Raw genomic sequence first — 14,294 nt, 5'->3', positions numbered from 1 at the left:
ACAGGGGTTGTTCAACGAAAAAAGGGGGCCTTGCGGCCCCCCTTTTCACGGTCGATCGATCCGGCCCCGAGGGGCCGCGATCACTCGCCGGGCTCGACCGCCTTCATGCTCAGGCGGATACGGCCCTGCTTGTCGACCTCGAGGACCTTGACGCGCACCACGTCGCCCTCGGAGAGCTTGTCGCTGACGCTCTGCACCCGCTCCTCGCAGATCTGCGAGATGTGCACCAGACCGTCGCGACCGGGCAGGATGGTGACGAAGGCACCGAAGTCCATCAGCCGCGCGACCTTGCCCTCGTAGACCTTGCCGACCTCGACATCGGCGGTGATCAGACGGATGCGCTTCTTCGCCTCTTCACCGGCGGACTTGGCCACCGAGAAGATCTTCACCACGCCCTCGTCGTTGATGTCGATGGTGGCGCCGGTCTCCTCGGTGATCGAGCGGATCACCGAACCGCCCTTGCCGATGACGTCGCGGATCTTCTCGGGGTGGATCTTGAACTCGATGATGCGCGGCGCGTGCTCGGACATCTCCTCGCGCGGCGTCGACAGCACCTTGTTCATCTCCTCGAGGATGTGCAGACGCCCGGCCTTGGCCTGCTCCAGGGCGATCTCCATGATCTCCTTGGTGATGCCCTCGATCTTGATGTCCATCTGCAGGGCGTTGACGCCCTCGGCGGTACCGGCCACCTTGAAGTCCATGTCGCCGAGGTGGTCCTCGTCGCCCATGATGTCGGTGAGTACCGCGAACTGATCATCTTCCTTGATCAGCCCCATGGCGACACCGGCCACCGGGGACTTGATCGGCACGCCGGCATCCATCAGCGCGAGGCTGGTGCCGCAGACGCTGGCCATCGAGCTCGAGCCGTTCGACTCGGTGATCTCGGAGACCACGCGCACCGAATAGGGGAACTCCTCGATGCTCGGCATCACCGCCAGCACGCCACGCTTGGCCAGACGCCCGTGACCGATCTCGCGGCGCTTGGGGCTGCCGACACGACCCGACTCACCGACGCAGAAGGGCGGGAAGTTGTAGTGGAGCATGAAGTGCTCGCGCCGCTCGCCATCGAGTGCGTCGATGATCTGCGAGTCACGCTCGGTGCCCAGGGTGGTGACCACCATCGCCTGGGTCTCGCCACGGGTGAACAGGGCCGAGCCGTGGGTGCGCGGCAGCACGCCGGTGCGGATGGTGATCGGGCGCACGGTGGCGTTGTCGCGGCCGTCGATGCGCGGCTCGCCGGCGATCACCGCCGAACGCACGGTGCGCTTCTCCAGCCCCTCGATCTCGCCCATCACCTGCTGCTCGGTCCAGGCCGCGTCCTCGCCCTCGCACAGCGCGGCCAGGGCCTCGGCGCGGATGGTGTCGAGCGCGGTGTAACGCGCCTTCTTGTCGTGGATGCGATAGGCCTCGGCGATGCGCGTGCCACAGGCCTCGGCGACGGCGTCGGCGAGCGCGGTGTCACGCTCCGGGGCGCTCCACTCGAAGGGCGGCTTGCCGGCCTCGGCGGCAAGTTCACGGATCGCCTCGATGACGACCTGCATCTGCTCGTGACCGAACAGCACGGCACCGAGCATCACCTCCTCGGAGAGACCACGGGCCTCGGACTCGACCATCAGCACCGCCTGCTCGGTGCCGGCGACCACCAGGTCGAGATCGGAGTCCGGTCCGAGACCGACCACCGGGGGGTTGAGGATGTATTCACCGTCCTTGTAGCCGACCCGGGCAGCACCGATCGGGCCGTTGAAGGGCAGACCGGCCAGGGCCACCGCCGCGGAAGCACCGATCAGCGCCGGCACCTCGGGGTTGACCGCCGGGTTGAGCGACTTGACCGTCGCGATGATCTGCACCTCACGCTTGAATCCATCGGCAAACAGCGGCCGCAACGGGCGGTCGATCAGACGGGCGGTGAGGATCTCGGCCTCGCTCGGGCGACCCTCGCGACGGAAGAAGCCACCGGGGATGCGGCCAGCGGCGTAGGTCTTCTCCTGGTAGTCGACGGTGAGCGGGAAGAAGTCGCGCTCGACACCGGGGCGCTTGTCCACGACCACGGTCACCAGGACCACGGTGTCTTCCATGTTCACCAGGACGGCGCCATCGGCCTGGCGCGCGATCTCGCCGGTCTCGAGCCTGACGGTCTGATTTCCGAATTGGAACTGTTTAACGATAGGGGTGGGAATCACAGGTAAATCCTCGGGGTGTATGGTCCGTCGAAGCTTCGGGCCGTGGACCCCTGCTAACCGCCTGGCGCCGATGCTCGCCGGGGTTGGCAGGGTGGTTGTCGACGCTGACGCCGGTCACATCAGAGACAGCGCCGACGGCCAGACCGGAACCGCGTTCGCGGTCCGGTCCTCGAGCCTTCGAGTACGCGTCAGCGACGCAGCCCCAGGCGCGCGATCAGGTCGCGGTAGCGATCGAGATCCTTGCGCTTGAGATAGTCGAGCAGTTTACGCCGGGAGTTGACCATGCGCACCAGGCCACGGCGCGAGTGATGGTCGTGCTTGTGTTCCTTGAAGTGATCGGTGAGCTGCTGGATACGCGCGGTGAGCAGCGCAACCTGCACCTCGGGGGAGCCGGTGTCGCTCTCGCCACGACGGTACTCTTCGACGATCTTCTTCTTGTCTTCTGCGGTCATGGTCATTGGGTGTCTCCTGGATGAGGGTGACGATGGACAGGCACAGATCCGGCGCCGCCGGATGGATCCTCCGACAATGACCTCAGGGAATCCGACCTGTCGTGGTGTGCGCGGGGCACGCCCGCGATGACGTCCTCCGCACCGCAACGGCGCGGAGGACTGGAAACGTTCAAATCAATCGCTTCGGCTGGACCTTGCCGTCGTCGAGGATGCAGCCGACGCCGAGGAACTGCTCGGAGGGATCATAGAGCCGTACCAGCCCCTCGGTCGGCGCCTGCGGCACCAGCACCGCCTGACCCTGGCGCAGATAGAAGGCGGCATCGGCCGACAGTCGCACCGCCGGCCAGTGACCGAGTGCGGTGTCGAGCCCGAGCAGCTGGGCGTCGAGCTGAGCCAGCGCGCCCTCCTCGGCCCCGGCCATTGCCTCGACCTGATCGAGGGTGACGAAGTCGGTCTCGCCCTCGCGATAAGGCCCGACCCCGGTGCGGCGCAGCGCGCTGACATGGGCCCCACAGCCGAGCTCGCGACCGATGTCCTCGGCCAGGGTGCGGACGTAGGTCCCCTTGGAGCAGTGCACGTCGAGCTCGATCTCGGGCAGCTCACAGCTGATCAGGTCGAGCGCGAAGATCTCGATCTCGCGCGGGGTGCGCTCGACCTCGACCCCCTGACGGGCGAGCTTGTAGAGTCGCTGCCCCTGGTGCTTGACCGCCGAGTACATCGGCGGCAGCTGCGAGATGGTGCCGATGAAACCGGCGATCACCTCGCGCACCCGCGCCTCGTCGACACCCTCGACCGGACGGGTCTCGAGCACCTCGCCCTCGGCGTCGGCGGTGGTGGTGGTCACCCCCAGGCGCACCCGCACCCGATAGCGCTTGTCGGCATCGAGCAGATAGGTGGAGAACTTGGTCGAGTCGCCCAGGCAGCAGGGCAACAGCCCGGTGGCCAGGGGGTCGAGACTGCCGGTGTGACCGGCTTTCTTGGCCTGATAGAACCGCTTGACGCGCTGCAGCGCGTCGTTCGAGCTCAGCCCACAGGGCTTGTCGAGCAGCAGGATGCCGGTGATCTTGCGTCCCGGTCTACGGCGCGCTGCCATCGTTAGTCACGCTCCACGTCGGTGTCTTGTGAGTCGTTCCGGTCGGTCGCACCGACGGCTTGGTCGATCAGCGCGGAGAGCCGGGCCCCGCGCTCGATCGAGGCATCGAACACAAAATGCAGTTGAGGGATGGCCCGCAGACGGACACGCTGCGCCAGTGCACGGCGCAGGTATCCGGCGAGCCGACCGTTGAGCAGTCGCTCCTGGATGGCGTGATCGACGTCGTCCGGGAAGCAGGTGAAGTAGACCTTGGCGTGCGCCAGGTCGCGCGTGACCCGCACCTCCTGAATGGTGATGCTGGTCAGACGCGGGTCCTTCACCTCGTCGCGGAGCAGCACCGACAGCGTACGCTGCAGCTCGGCGCCGACCCGCTCGGTGCGGTCGAATTCCTTCATGCTGGGTTGTAACCGTAGCTGATCAAAGTTGACGCGCCCGCTCGGTACGCTCGAACACCTCGATCTGGTCTCCTTCCTGGACGTCGTTGTAGTTCTTCACGCCGATACCGCACTCGGTGCCGGCCTTGACCTCGGGGACGTCGTCCTTGAAGCGACGCAGCGACTCCAGCGCACCCTCGTAGACCACCACGTTGTCGCGCAGCACGCGGATCGGGTTGTTGCGCTTGATCGTGCCCTCGGTGACCATGCAGCCGGCGACCGCGCCGAACTTCGACGAGCGGAAGACATCACGCACTTGGGCCAGACCGATGATCTCCTCGGTGATGATCGGGCTGAGCAGACCGGAGATGGCCTGTTTCACGTCGTCGATCAGCTCGTAGATGATGCTGTAGTAGCGCAGATCGAGCCCCTTCTCCTCCACCACGCGACGCGCGGCGGCATCGGCACGGACATTGAAGCCGAGCAGGATGGCATTGGAGGTGACGGCGAGGTTGGCATCGGACTCGGTGATACCGCCGACGCCGGTGGCGACCAGCGCGACCTTGACCTCGTCGTTGGTGAGCTTGACCAAGCTCTCCTTGAGCGCCTCGAGACTGCCCTGCACGTCGGCCTTGACGATCAGGTTGACGCTCTTCTGCTCGCCGTCCTTGAGCTGGCTGAACAGCTGGTCGAGGCTCGCGCCGCGCTGCTCCTCGAAGCGATGCTGACGCAGCCGCTCGGCACGGAACTCGGCGACCTCGCGGGCACGTCGCTCGTCGCTGACGGTAATCACGTCGTCACCGGCGTTGGGCGCGCCGGAGAGACCGAGCACCTGCACCGGGATCGAGGGACCGGCCGAGTCGACCGGCTTGCCGGTCTCGTCGAACATGGCACGTACACGACCGTACTCGCCACCGCTGACGATGATGTCGCCACGATTCAGGGTACCGGCCTGGACCAGCACCGTGGCCACCGGACCACGGCCCTTGTCGAGACTCGACTCGACGATGGCGCCACGCGCCGGACCCTCGACCGGGGCCTTGAGCTCGAGCACCTCGGACTGCAACAGGATGGCGTCGAGCAGCTCGTCGATGCCGTCACCGGCCTTGGCCGAGACGCGCACCAGCATGGTGTCACCGCCCCACTCCTCGGCCACCACCTCGTGCTGAGTGAGCTCCTGCATCACCCGGTCGGGGTTGGCCTCGGGCTTGTCGATCTTGTTGACCGCAACGATCAGCGGCACCTCGGCGGCACGGGCGTGCTGGATCGCCTCGATCGTCTGCGGCATCACGCCGTCGTCGGCCGCGACCACCAGGATGACGATGTCGGTGACCTGGGCGCCACGGGCACGCATCGCCGAGAAGGCAGCGTGGCCGGGGGTGTCGAGGAAGGAGATCGTGCCCTTCGGGGTGTCGACGTGATAGGCACCGATGTGCTGGGTGATGCCACCGGCCTCACCGGAGGCGACGCGGGTGCGACGGATGTAGTCGAGCAGCGAGGTCTTGCCGTGGTCGACGTGACCCATGATGGTCACCACCGGCGGACGGGTGACCTGCTCGGCCTGCTCGACCCGCTCCTCGAACTCGTCGAGCAGCACGTCCTCGGCATCGCGCTCGTCGGCGAACACCGGCTTGTGGCCCATCTCCTCGACCAGGATCGCGGCGGTGTCGCGATCGAGGCTCTGGTTGATGGTCACCATCATGCCCTGCTTGAACAGCTCCTTGATCACCTGCGAGGACTTCACCGACATGCGGTTGGCCAGCTCGCCGACCGAGATGGTCTCCGGGATCTCGACCTCGCGCACCACAGGTGCGGTCGGCTTCTGGAAGGCGTGCTTGTCGCTGACCTGGATCTTGCCGGCCTTGCGCCGGCGACGCAGACGACCGGCGCTGTCGTCATCGACGCCTCGACGACCGCCACGCACGTCCTTGCGTGCGCCCTTCTTGGCACCACGATCATCGCGATCATCGCGACTCTCGACGCCTTTCTTGACGGTCTTCTTGCCCTTGACGGGCTCGGCGGCGGCGCGACGACTCGGGCCGGGGGCACGCTTCTTGTCGGCGCCGGCATCCGGCTCGGCGGCCTTCTCGGCAGCAACGGGCTTTTCGACGACTGGCGGTGCCTCGGCGGCACGCTTGGCCTCTTCGGCACGGAGGCGCTCGGCCTCGGCCTCGGCCTCGGCGCGACGCTTGGCTTCTTCCTCGCGACGCTTGGCCTCTTCCTCGCGCTGACGGCGCTCCAGCTCCTCCTGCTCGGCGAGACGACGCGCTTCCTGTTCGGCGCGCATCGCCTCGAGCTCGGCGCGGCGACGGTTGTCGTCGAGCGCCGTGCTCGTCGATTTGCGGTCGTTGCCACCCCGACCACGACGATCCGGACCGGAACGACGTCCAGCGCCGCCGGCACCGGGCTCGGCGCGCTTGTAGGTGCGCTTGCGCCGCACCTCGACATTGACGGTCTTGCCACGCACGGTGGGTGCGGGACGCGCGCCGGTACGGGCGCCGGCGGCGGCAGGCTGACGCAACTCGCTGACCGACTTGCGCTTGACCGAGACCTCGCTGGAGTCGGCGCTATCGCCGCCCTCCTCCTTGCCGTGGCTGCGCCGCAGATAGCCGAGCAGCTGCTTCTTTTCCTGCTCGGTCAAGGTGGAATCGGCGCCATTGGCACTGATCCCCGCCTCGTTCAGCTGGGTGAGAAGACGCTCGACCGGGATTCCGACCGTGGAGGCGAGTTGTTTGACGGTAACTTCACTCATGGACTGACCTATAAACCTCTATTCCTCTGCGGCTTGCACAAACCAGGGTTCGCGTGCCTTCATGATCAAGCGCGCAGCCCGCTCTTCGTCCATGCCCTCGATTTCCATGAGTTCGTCGATCGACTGCTCGGCGAGATCTTCGCGCGAGGAAACACCTCGCGCAGCGAGTGCGTCGGCCAAGGCCTCGTCCACACCCTCCATCTCGAGCAGATCGTCCGCCGGGGCCTCTTCTTCTTCGGAGGCGATGGCGCGTGTCAGCAACAGATCGTTGGCGCGCTCGCGCAGCAGCTCGACTGTCTCGTCGTCGAATTCCTCGATGGCCTGCATCTCGGCGAGGGGCACGTAAGCGACCTCTTCGACACTGGTGAAGCCTTCCTCCACCAGCACCGCGGCCAACTGCTCATCAATGCCCAGTTGGTCCATGAAGGACTGCACCGAGCGGTTGGCCTCCTGCTCGCTCTTGGCTGCGGCATCCGCTTCGTTCATGACGTTGAGTTCCCAGCCGCTGAGCTGCGTGGCCAGTCGGACGTTCTGTCCGAAACGGCCGATCGCCTGGGCCAGGTTCTCTTCCTTGACCGCGACATCCATGCTGCGAGCGTCCTCGTCGATGACGATCGAGACGACATCGGCCGGAGACATGGCATTGATGACGAACTGCGCGGGGTTCTCGTCCCAGAGGATGATATCGACGCGCTCCCCGTTGAGTTCATCAGACACGGCCTGGACACGCGATCCGCGCATCCCGACGCAGGCACCAACCGGATCGATTCGCGGATCGGCGGTACGCACGGCAATCTTGGCGCGCGAGCCGGGATCGCGCGCCGCCCCCATGATCTGGATCAGACCCTCACCGACCTCGGGCACCTCGAGCTTGAACAGCTCGATCAGCAGCTCCGGCGCGGTGCGGCTGACGAACAGCTGCGGCCCCTTGGGCTCGGAGCGCACGTCATAGAGATAGCCACGCAGCCGGTCGCCGGGGCGCACCGACTCGCGTGGAATCACCTGATCGCGCGGCACCAGCGCCTCGGCGTTGTTGCCGAGATCGAGCAGGATGGTGCCACGATCGGCCTTCTTGACGATGCCGGTGACGAGCTGTCCCTTGCGATCGATGAAGGCGTCGACGATCTTCGCCCGCTCGGCCTCGCGCACCTTCTGCACGATGACCTGCTTGGCGGTCTGGGCGGCGATCCGTCCGAACAGCTCGGACTCGATCTCCTCCTCGATGAAATCGCCGAGATCGAGCTCGGGCTCGAGCACGGCTGCGGCCGACGCGGTGATCTGGCGCGCCGGGGCCTCGAGCATGCCGTCCTCGGGATCGGGGACGATCTCCCAGCGGCGGAAGGTGCAATAGTCGCCGGTCTTGCGATCGATGGCGACACGCACATCGATCTCGCCGCCGTGCTTCTTGCGCGTTGCAGACGCCAGCGCAGCCTCGATGGCCTCGAAGATGACACCTGCGGGGACGTCCTTTTCGTTGGAAACGGCCTCAACGACCAGTAGGATCTCTTTGCTCATTCAACCTAATCCGAACTCAGAACTTGCACCCCATACCCGACGGGCCGCGGCGCGTTGAGAGTACGCCCGGCGGCCACGACGGCGCCATGCTCACCAATCGACCACCAGGCGCGACGATTCGATCACACCATAGGGAATCTGCCAGACCTCGCCATCGACCTCGATCGAGACCTGCACATCGTCGCTGCCGACCAGCACGCCCTGCAGCCTGCGCCGCCCCTGGACCTTCTCGGCCAGGCGCATCTTCACCTGCTGGCCGACGAAGCGCGCATAGTGCTCGGGGAATACCAGCGGTCGCTCGACACCTGGGGAGGAGATCTCGAGGTCGTACTGACCGGGCAAGGGATCCTCGACATCGAGCACACCGCTGAGCTGATGGCTCACGCTGGTGCAGTCGTCGAGGGTGATCCCGTCGGGATGGTCGATATAGACCCGCAGGGTCGCGTTCGTTCCGTGCTGGAAGAACTCGACCCCGACGAGCTCGTAACCCATGGGTTCGACGACGCGACGCGCAAGGCGCGTCAATGTGCTGTCTGCCGGCTGCATAATCCGCCCTTCAGAAACAAAAATTGGGCCAGTGGCCCAACCTCTTGCGGTGACCCAAGCACCCATCGCACGGGCTTGTCACCAATTCGCGAGCGATAAAAAAACCCCGTAGACGGGGTTTGATGGGTGGCCAGTGCAATGGTTACCAGATCCGCCACTTCCTTAAGCGCTGAAAGTTTATAGTAACTTATTGAGTTAAGCAAGGAGCGCATCCCGCCCCGACGCGCCCGCCACGGCGGTACAAGAAGGCGCCGCCGCCCCGGCGAACGGGGCCTGCCGACGGCGCCTCGGGGGCGGTTAGCGCACCTCGCCCGCAGCCACCGGCGGCGCATAGCCGAAGGGCGGCATCAGCGGCGGCGCATGAGGCATCGGCGGGTGCGGCCAGGCCACCGGACGCTGCGCCCAACGCTGTTGCATACGCTCCATGCGCGCCTGCGCCAGACGCTGCATGGCGGCATGATGCGCGGCCAGGCGCGCCTGATGCGCCGCAAACGGATCGTGCGGCACGACCGGGGCCTGGGCTGCGACCGGCGAGGGCGCCGGCTGCGCCGCAGCCTCGGCGGGCTCGGGCGCGGAGGCGCCAGCCGCATCCTCGACCACCTCGGCAGCGACCTCGGGCGCGGCGGCAACCGGCGCGACTGCGGGCTCGGCCTCGGACTCAGCCTCGGGTGCGGCCGGCACCACTGCCACTGGCTCGGCGGCGGCGACCTCGGGCGAGGACGGGCTCGGCACCGCCTCCGATTGCGTCGCGGGCATGGTCGAATCGGCCCGCTGTGGCGCGGGCACGGCGGCCTCATCGGCGGCGGCGAGTTCGCGTTTCTCCTGCTCCAGCGAATCCCAGTAGAGATAGCCGAAGGCGAGCACGCTCCCCCACAGGAAGAGCCTCGGGAACCAACGAATCACGGAACGGGACTTGGGCTTTTCTTCAGCGGCCATCTGAGTACTCCATGGTGAGATGGTCGGGACGAACCCCTGGCTCGCCCCGGGGCGCGACATGCGCCGCCGCCTCGGCGTGCGACGACGCCGGGAGGGCTCCGACAAAAACACGTCACCGTGCCGCGACCGCCGCAACGACGACCAGGCCCGGGGACCGAATCAGCCGTGGCCGGCCAGCTCGGTGAGGATCTCGATGATGCGCCCCGAGCAGACCTCGAGGTTGCGCTCGATCTCGGCCATGGTGATCTCGCCCTCGCCCTTCCCCGCGGCCCAGTTGACCACGAAGGCAAGCGTGGCGTAGCACAACCCCAGTTCGCGCGCGAGCGCCGCCTCGGGCATGCCGGTCATGCCGACCAGATCGCAACCGTCACGCTCGAGCCGCGTCACCTCGGCGGTGGTCTCGAGACGCGGTCCCTGGGTGGCGGCATAGGTACCGCCGTCGACCACCGCGTGACCGAGCCGCGCACAGGCACCCAGCAGCTCACCACGCAGCGACTGGCAATAGGGCTCGGTCATGTCGACGTGATCGACCCCCTGCTCGTCTCCGGTGAAGAAGGTGTGCTCGCGACCGTGGGTGTAGTCGATGATCTGATCCGGCACCCCCAGTACCGCCGGGCCATAGCGCTCGGTGATACCACCGACGGCGGCCAGGGCGACCACCCGCTCGGCGCCGCACTCACGCAGCGCCCAGACATTGGCGCGGTAGTTGACGCGATGCGGCGGCAACCGATGCCCGGCGCCATGGCGCGGCAGGAACAGCACCTCGGTCTCGCCGAGCCGCCCCCGGGTCACCGGGGCCGAGGTTTCGCCATAAGGGGTCTCGACGCGCCGCGCCTCACGCGCTTGCAGCGCCGGCAGTTCGGAGAACCCGGAACCGCCGATGATAGCCAGAACAGTCATGCAGCCACCGCCACTTCTCAAAATGGCGGCAGTTTACCGAAGTGTGCGCGGGAATCCAAAGGGCGGAGATCGGCAGTCGGCACCGAGCGCACGCGCGCTTGCCACGGCGTGCGGGATCAGCGCCCCGCGGTGGCCTCCTGCAGGATACCGGCCTCGACCAGCTTGGGCAGCAACACCTGCTCTTCGCGATCGATCCGGGCCGAAACCATCTCCAGGATTTCATGAGTTTGCGCGAGAAAGGTCTCGCAGAACTCGAAGTCGCAGTCCTTCAGCCAGCGCTTGTGGTAGGCACTGAAGGCCTGACGCAGCGGCTTCTCGCCGCTGATGAAGCCCCAAGCGATCGACTTCGCCCGCGGGTCCTCATGGATCAGCAGCCCCGGGTAGAGGCTGCGATCCTCCTCGGCGAGATGCGCGCGCACCCGCTGACCGAAGTCGCACAGCAGCTGGTGGGCGGTCCGCGCGTTGGGGCGGATCCGCAACAGTTCGGGAGCGAGCAGCGCGCGCAGATCGTCGATCATCTGGCGCAGTTCCGCGTGCGAATCGCGGTAGGTGTCGAGCGTTTGCATGTCATCCTCGAGGTTGATCGGTCGGTGGGACGCAGCAAGCAAGGGCTGCCGCCACGCCACCCGCGAGGATGTATAACAGATCGCGGAAATAGTCAAAAAGCGCTTAATTATATTGTGTTTTTCGACCATTCCCGCGGTACGGGGCGAGCCGCGCTCAGATGTCCTCGTCGGCGACCGCGTAGATGCCCCGGGCATTGCGAAAATAGTTCTTGTAGTCGAGCCCATAGCCGTAGAGATAGCGATCGACCACCTCGACACCGACGATATCGGCCTCACACTGGTGCGGACGCTGCTTGGCCACCAGCACCGCGCTCTGCACGCTCGCCGCGCCGTCCTCGTGACAGGCCCGCACCACCTGATCGAGGGTGATGCCCTCGTCGAGGATGTCGTCGACCACCAGCACGTGCTCGTTACGGATCGCGTCCGAGGGACGATGGCGCCAGGCCAGCTCGCCACCGCTGGTCGCCCCCTGGTAGCGACTGGCGTGGATGTAGTTGACCCGCAGCGGGAAGTCGAGCCGGGGCAGCAACAGCCCGGCGGTGATCACCGCGCCGGTCATCACGCAGAGGATCACCGGATCCTTGTCGCCGAGACGCTCGGTGATGGTCTCCGCCATGCGGTCGAGCGCCGTCTCCATCTCCTCGTGCGACACCAGGCACTCGGCGCGCGCGGCGACACCCTCATACTGACTACGATCAAGCTTCATCCTACATTGGTCTCCGAATCTGTCGGGTCATCGAGCCCGAGATCGAGACTGTGGTGGGTCTCGAGTCGGGCGGCGTGGTCGACCGCGCGCTGCCAGTCGGGGCACTCGCGCAGATGCAATCGGTCATGGCCGCCACGTCCGTGCATGCGCACCAGGCGCAGCGCCAGGGCGGGGTCCGTGGCATCGGCGAAGCACTCCACGAGTGCGGCCGCGGCGGGGCGATTGTTGCAAATCAACAGCACGTCGCAACCTGCAGCGTGCGCGGCACGGGCGCGATCGAGATGATCGCCACCGGCGGCAGCGGCCCCCATGTTGAGATCGTCGCTGAAGATCACCCCCTCGAAACCGAGCCGCTGACGCAGGATCTCACCGAGCCAGCGCGGCGAGAAACCGGCCGGCTCGGGCGCCACCTGCGGATAGACGACGTGCGCCGGCATCAGCGCCTCGATGCCGTGCGCGATCAACCGCTCGAAGGGCACCAGATCCTCCATCGCCAGCTCGCCGAAGGGGCGCGGATCGCTCGGCAGGGCATGATGGGAGTCGACCGCCACCCCGCCGTGACCGGGGAAGTGCTTGCCGACGGCGGCCATGCCCGCGCGACGCATCCCCTCGGCCCAGGCCAGCGCCAGCTCGGCGACCTGCTCGGGCGCGGCACCGAAGGCGCGATCACCCACGACCGCACAGAGCCCACGATCGAGATCGAGCACCGGGGCGAAGCTGAAGTCGACGCCGACGGCGCGCAGCTCGGCGGCCATCAGCCAACCGAGTCGGTCACAGAGTTCACGGGCGCGGGCGGGATCGCGAGCATGGAGCGCGGCAAAGCGCCCCATCGCCGGCAGCCGGGTGAAGCCGTCGCGAAAGCGCTGCACGCGCCCCCCTTCCTGATCGACGCCGATCAGCAGACGTGGCTCGCGCAGGGCATGGATCTCGGCAGTGAGTGCGGCGAGCTGCGCGGGGTCGGCATAGTTGCGGGCGAACAGGATCACGCCACCGACGGCCGGGTGGCGCAACAGCTCGCGGTCCTCGGCGGTGAGCCTGGTGCCCGCGATGTCGAGCATGATCGGGCCTAGCGACATGGGGCGGTCATCCTGCTGCGGCTGCGGTCGGGGTCCGGCGCTGACCGGACCGGTCTGAATGGCCGTCTTTTTAACACAGCGCCGGTGGGGGAGCTACCAGCGACCAGCGACCAGCGACCAGCGACCAGCGACCAGCGACCAGCGACCGGAAGATTGAACCGCCAAGTCGCGAAGGGCGCCAAGGGGTTTAATGATCAGACCTCACGACGCGCTCTCCACTGGAGGCTGATGGCTGGCCACTGGAGGCCAAGCCTTCTTCTTCCTTCGCGTTCTTCGCGGCTTTGCGGTTCAATCCGTTACATGCGATTCAATCCGTCACGTACGGTTCAATCCTTCACATGACATCCCGAGCGCGTGTCCGCACATCGAGCCGATCACGCAGCCAGTCACCGACCAGGTTGACGGCGAGGGTCACGGCGAACAGCGCCACGCCGGGGGCGATCACCAGATGCGGGGCGACCAGCAGATAGGAGACGCCATCGCGCAACATGCTGCCCCAGGAGGCATCGGGCGGCTGGATGCCGAGCCCGAGGAAGGAGAGCCCGGCCTCGGCGACGATCGCCGCGGCGATGCCGAAGGTGGCCTCGACCAGCAGCGGCGCGAGCGCCAGCGGCAACAGATGGCGCCAGAGGATGCGCCAGGTACCGCAGCCGAGGGCGCGCGCGGCGAGGACGTGCTCGCGCCCGGCCAGGGTCAGCGCCTGGGCACGCGCCAGCCGCGCATAGCCGACCCAGCCGACCACGGTCAGCGCGATCACCAGGTTGTCGAGCCCGGGGCCGAGCAGACCGGCCAAGGCAATCGCCAGCAGGATCCCCGGAAAGGCGAGGAACAGATCGATCAGCCTGACCACCAACCGGTCCACCCAGCCGCCGAGCAGCCCGGCGACGAGCCCGACCAGGGTGCCGAGACTCGCGGCGAAGGCCACCACCCCGACCCCGACCAGCAGCGAGACCCGCGCACCGACCAGCAGTCGCTCGTGGACCGGGCGCCCCAGATCATCGGTCCCGAGCGGCGCCCCCGGCATCGGCCCGGCGAGCATCGCCCTGAGCTCGACCCGATTCGGCGCCTCGACCAGCCAGGGCGCGAACAGCGCCGCACCGCACCAGACCAGCAACACCACGACCGCCAGACGCACCCCATCCCCCTCCTCATCCCTCATCCCCGTCCGGGAACCCCGACGCCTATGGTAGGCTCTGAC

At 67.0% G+C, this 14,294-nt stretch carries 13 protein-coding genes; all 13 read right to left on the bottom strand.

The genetic code is table 11. The features are described 5' to 3' along the window. Nucleotides 1-80 precede the first annotated feature (80 nt). A complete protein-coding gene (gene pnp / locus EDC29_RS09460) occupies nucleotides 81-2,180 on the bottom strand; it encodes a polyribonucleotide nucleotidyltransferase (RefSeq protein ID WP_123140224.1) in 2,100 nt (699 codons plus the stop codon). Nucleotides 2,181-2,368: 188 nt separating this feature from the next. Further along, nucleotides 2,369-2,638 carry a 30S ribosomal protein S15 gene (gene rpsO, locus EDC29_RS09455; RefSeq protein WP_062276050.1) on the bottom strand — a complete coding sequence of 90 codons (270 nt, stop codon included), beginning with the start codon at nucleotides 2,636-2,638 and terminating at the stop codon, nucleotides 2,369-2,371. A gap of 163 nt (nucleotides 2,639-2,801) precedes the next feature. Beyond that, complete coding sequence (gene truB / locus EDC29_RS09450; protein ID WP_123141826.1) at nucleotides 2,802-3,725, bottom strand: tRNA pseudouridine(55) synthase TruB; 924 nt, start codon at nucleotides 3,723-3,725, stop codon at nucleotides 2,802-2,804. 2 nt (nucleotides 3,726-3,727) lie between these two features. Further along, the gene (rbfA, locus tag EDC29_RS09445) at nucleotides 3,728-4,120 is read right to left on the bottom strand and encodes a 30S ribosome-binding factor RbfA (protein ID WP_123140222.1); all 393 of its coding nucleotides are present in this window, start codon (nucleotides 4,118-4,120) and stop codon (nucleotides 3,728-3,730) included. Between the two features lie 22 nt (nucleotides 4,121-4,142). Further along, complete coding sequence (infB, locus tag EDC29_RS09440; RefSeq protein WP_123140221.1) at nucleotides 4,143-6,851, bottom strand: translation initiation factor IF-2; 2,709 nt, start codon at nucleotides 6,849-6,851, stop codon at nucleotides 4,143-4,145. 18 nt (nucleotides 6,852-6,869) lie between these two features. After that, nucleotides 6,870-8,366, bottom strand: coding sequence for a transcription termination factor NusA (gene nusA, locus EDC29_RS09435; RefSeq protein WP_123140220.1), 1,497 nt, complete (start codon nucleotides 8,364-8,366; stop codon nucleotides 6,870-6,872). 90 nt (nucleotides 8,367-8,456) lie between these two features. Further along, complete coding sequence (gene rimP / locus EDC29_RS09430) at nucleotides 8,457-8,912, bottom strand: ribosome maturation factor RimP (RefSeq protein ID WP_123140219.1); 456 nt, start codon at nucleotides 8,910-8,912, stop codon at nucleotides 8,457-8,459. A gap of 297 nt (nucleotides 8,913-9,209) precedes the next feature. After that, the gene (locus EDC29_RS09425) at nucleotides 9,210-9,848 is read right to left on the bottom strand and encodes a hypothetical protein (RefSeq protein WP_132229579.1); all 639 of its coding nucleotides are present in this window, start codon (nucleotides 9,846-9,848) and stop codon (nucleotides 9,210-9,212) included. 159 nt (nucleotides 9,849-10,007) lie between these two features. Next, nucleotides 10,008-10,748, bottom strand: a complete 741-nt coding sequence (locus tag EDC29_RS09420; protein ID WP_123140217.1) for an S-methyl-5'-thioinosine phosphorylase — start codon at nucleotides 10,746-10,748, stop codon at nucleotides 10,008-10,010. Between the two features lie 116 nt (nucleotides 10,749-10,864). After that, nucleotides 10,865-11,314, bottom strand: coding sequence for a hemerythrin domain-containing protein (locus EDC29_RS09415; RefSeq protein ID WP_062276038.1), 450 nt, complete (start codon nucleotides 11,312-11,314; stop codon nucleotides 10,865-10,867). 154 nt (nucleotides 11,315-11,468) lie between these two features. Continuing rightward, nucleotides 11,469-12,020, bottom strand: coding sequence for a hypoxanthine-guanine phosphoribosyltransferase (locus tag EDC29_RS09410; protein WP_132229577.1), 552 nt, complete (start codon nucleotides 12,018-12,020; stop codon nucleotides 11,469-11,471). Beyond that, nucleotides 12,017-13,096, bottom strand: coding sequence for a beta-N-acetylhexosaminidase (nagZ, locus tag EDC29_RS09405; protein WP_123140214.1), 1,080 nt, complete (start codon nucleotides 13,094-13,096; stop codon nucleotides 12,017-12,019). The genes EDC29_RS09410 and nagZ overlap by 4 nt, the downstream gene beginning before the upstream one ends. Before the next feature lie 334 nt (nucleotides 13,097-13,430). Beyond that, nucleotides 13,431-14,255 (bottom strand): ABC transporter permease, encoded by an 825-nt coding sequence (locus EDC29_RS09400; protein WP_165913478.1) that lies wholly within the window; start codon nucleotides 14,253-14,255, stop codon nucleotides 13,431-13,433. Nucleotides 14,256-14,294 lie beyond the last annotated feature (39 nt).

Origin of the sequence: Marichromatium gracile (assembly GCF_004343155.1) — a bacterium.
GTDB lineage: Bacteria > Pseudomonadota > Gammaproteobacteria > Chromatiales > Chromatiaceae > Marichromatium > Marichromatium gracile.
The sequence above is the reverse complement of the archived record's forward strand: the minus strand, read 5'-3'. Positions and strand labels throughout refer to the sequence as shown.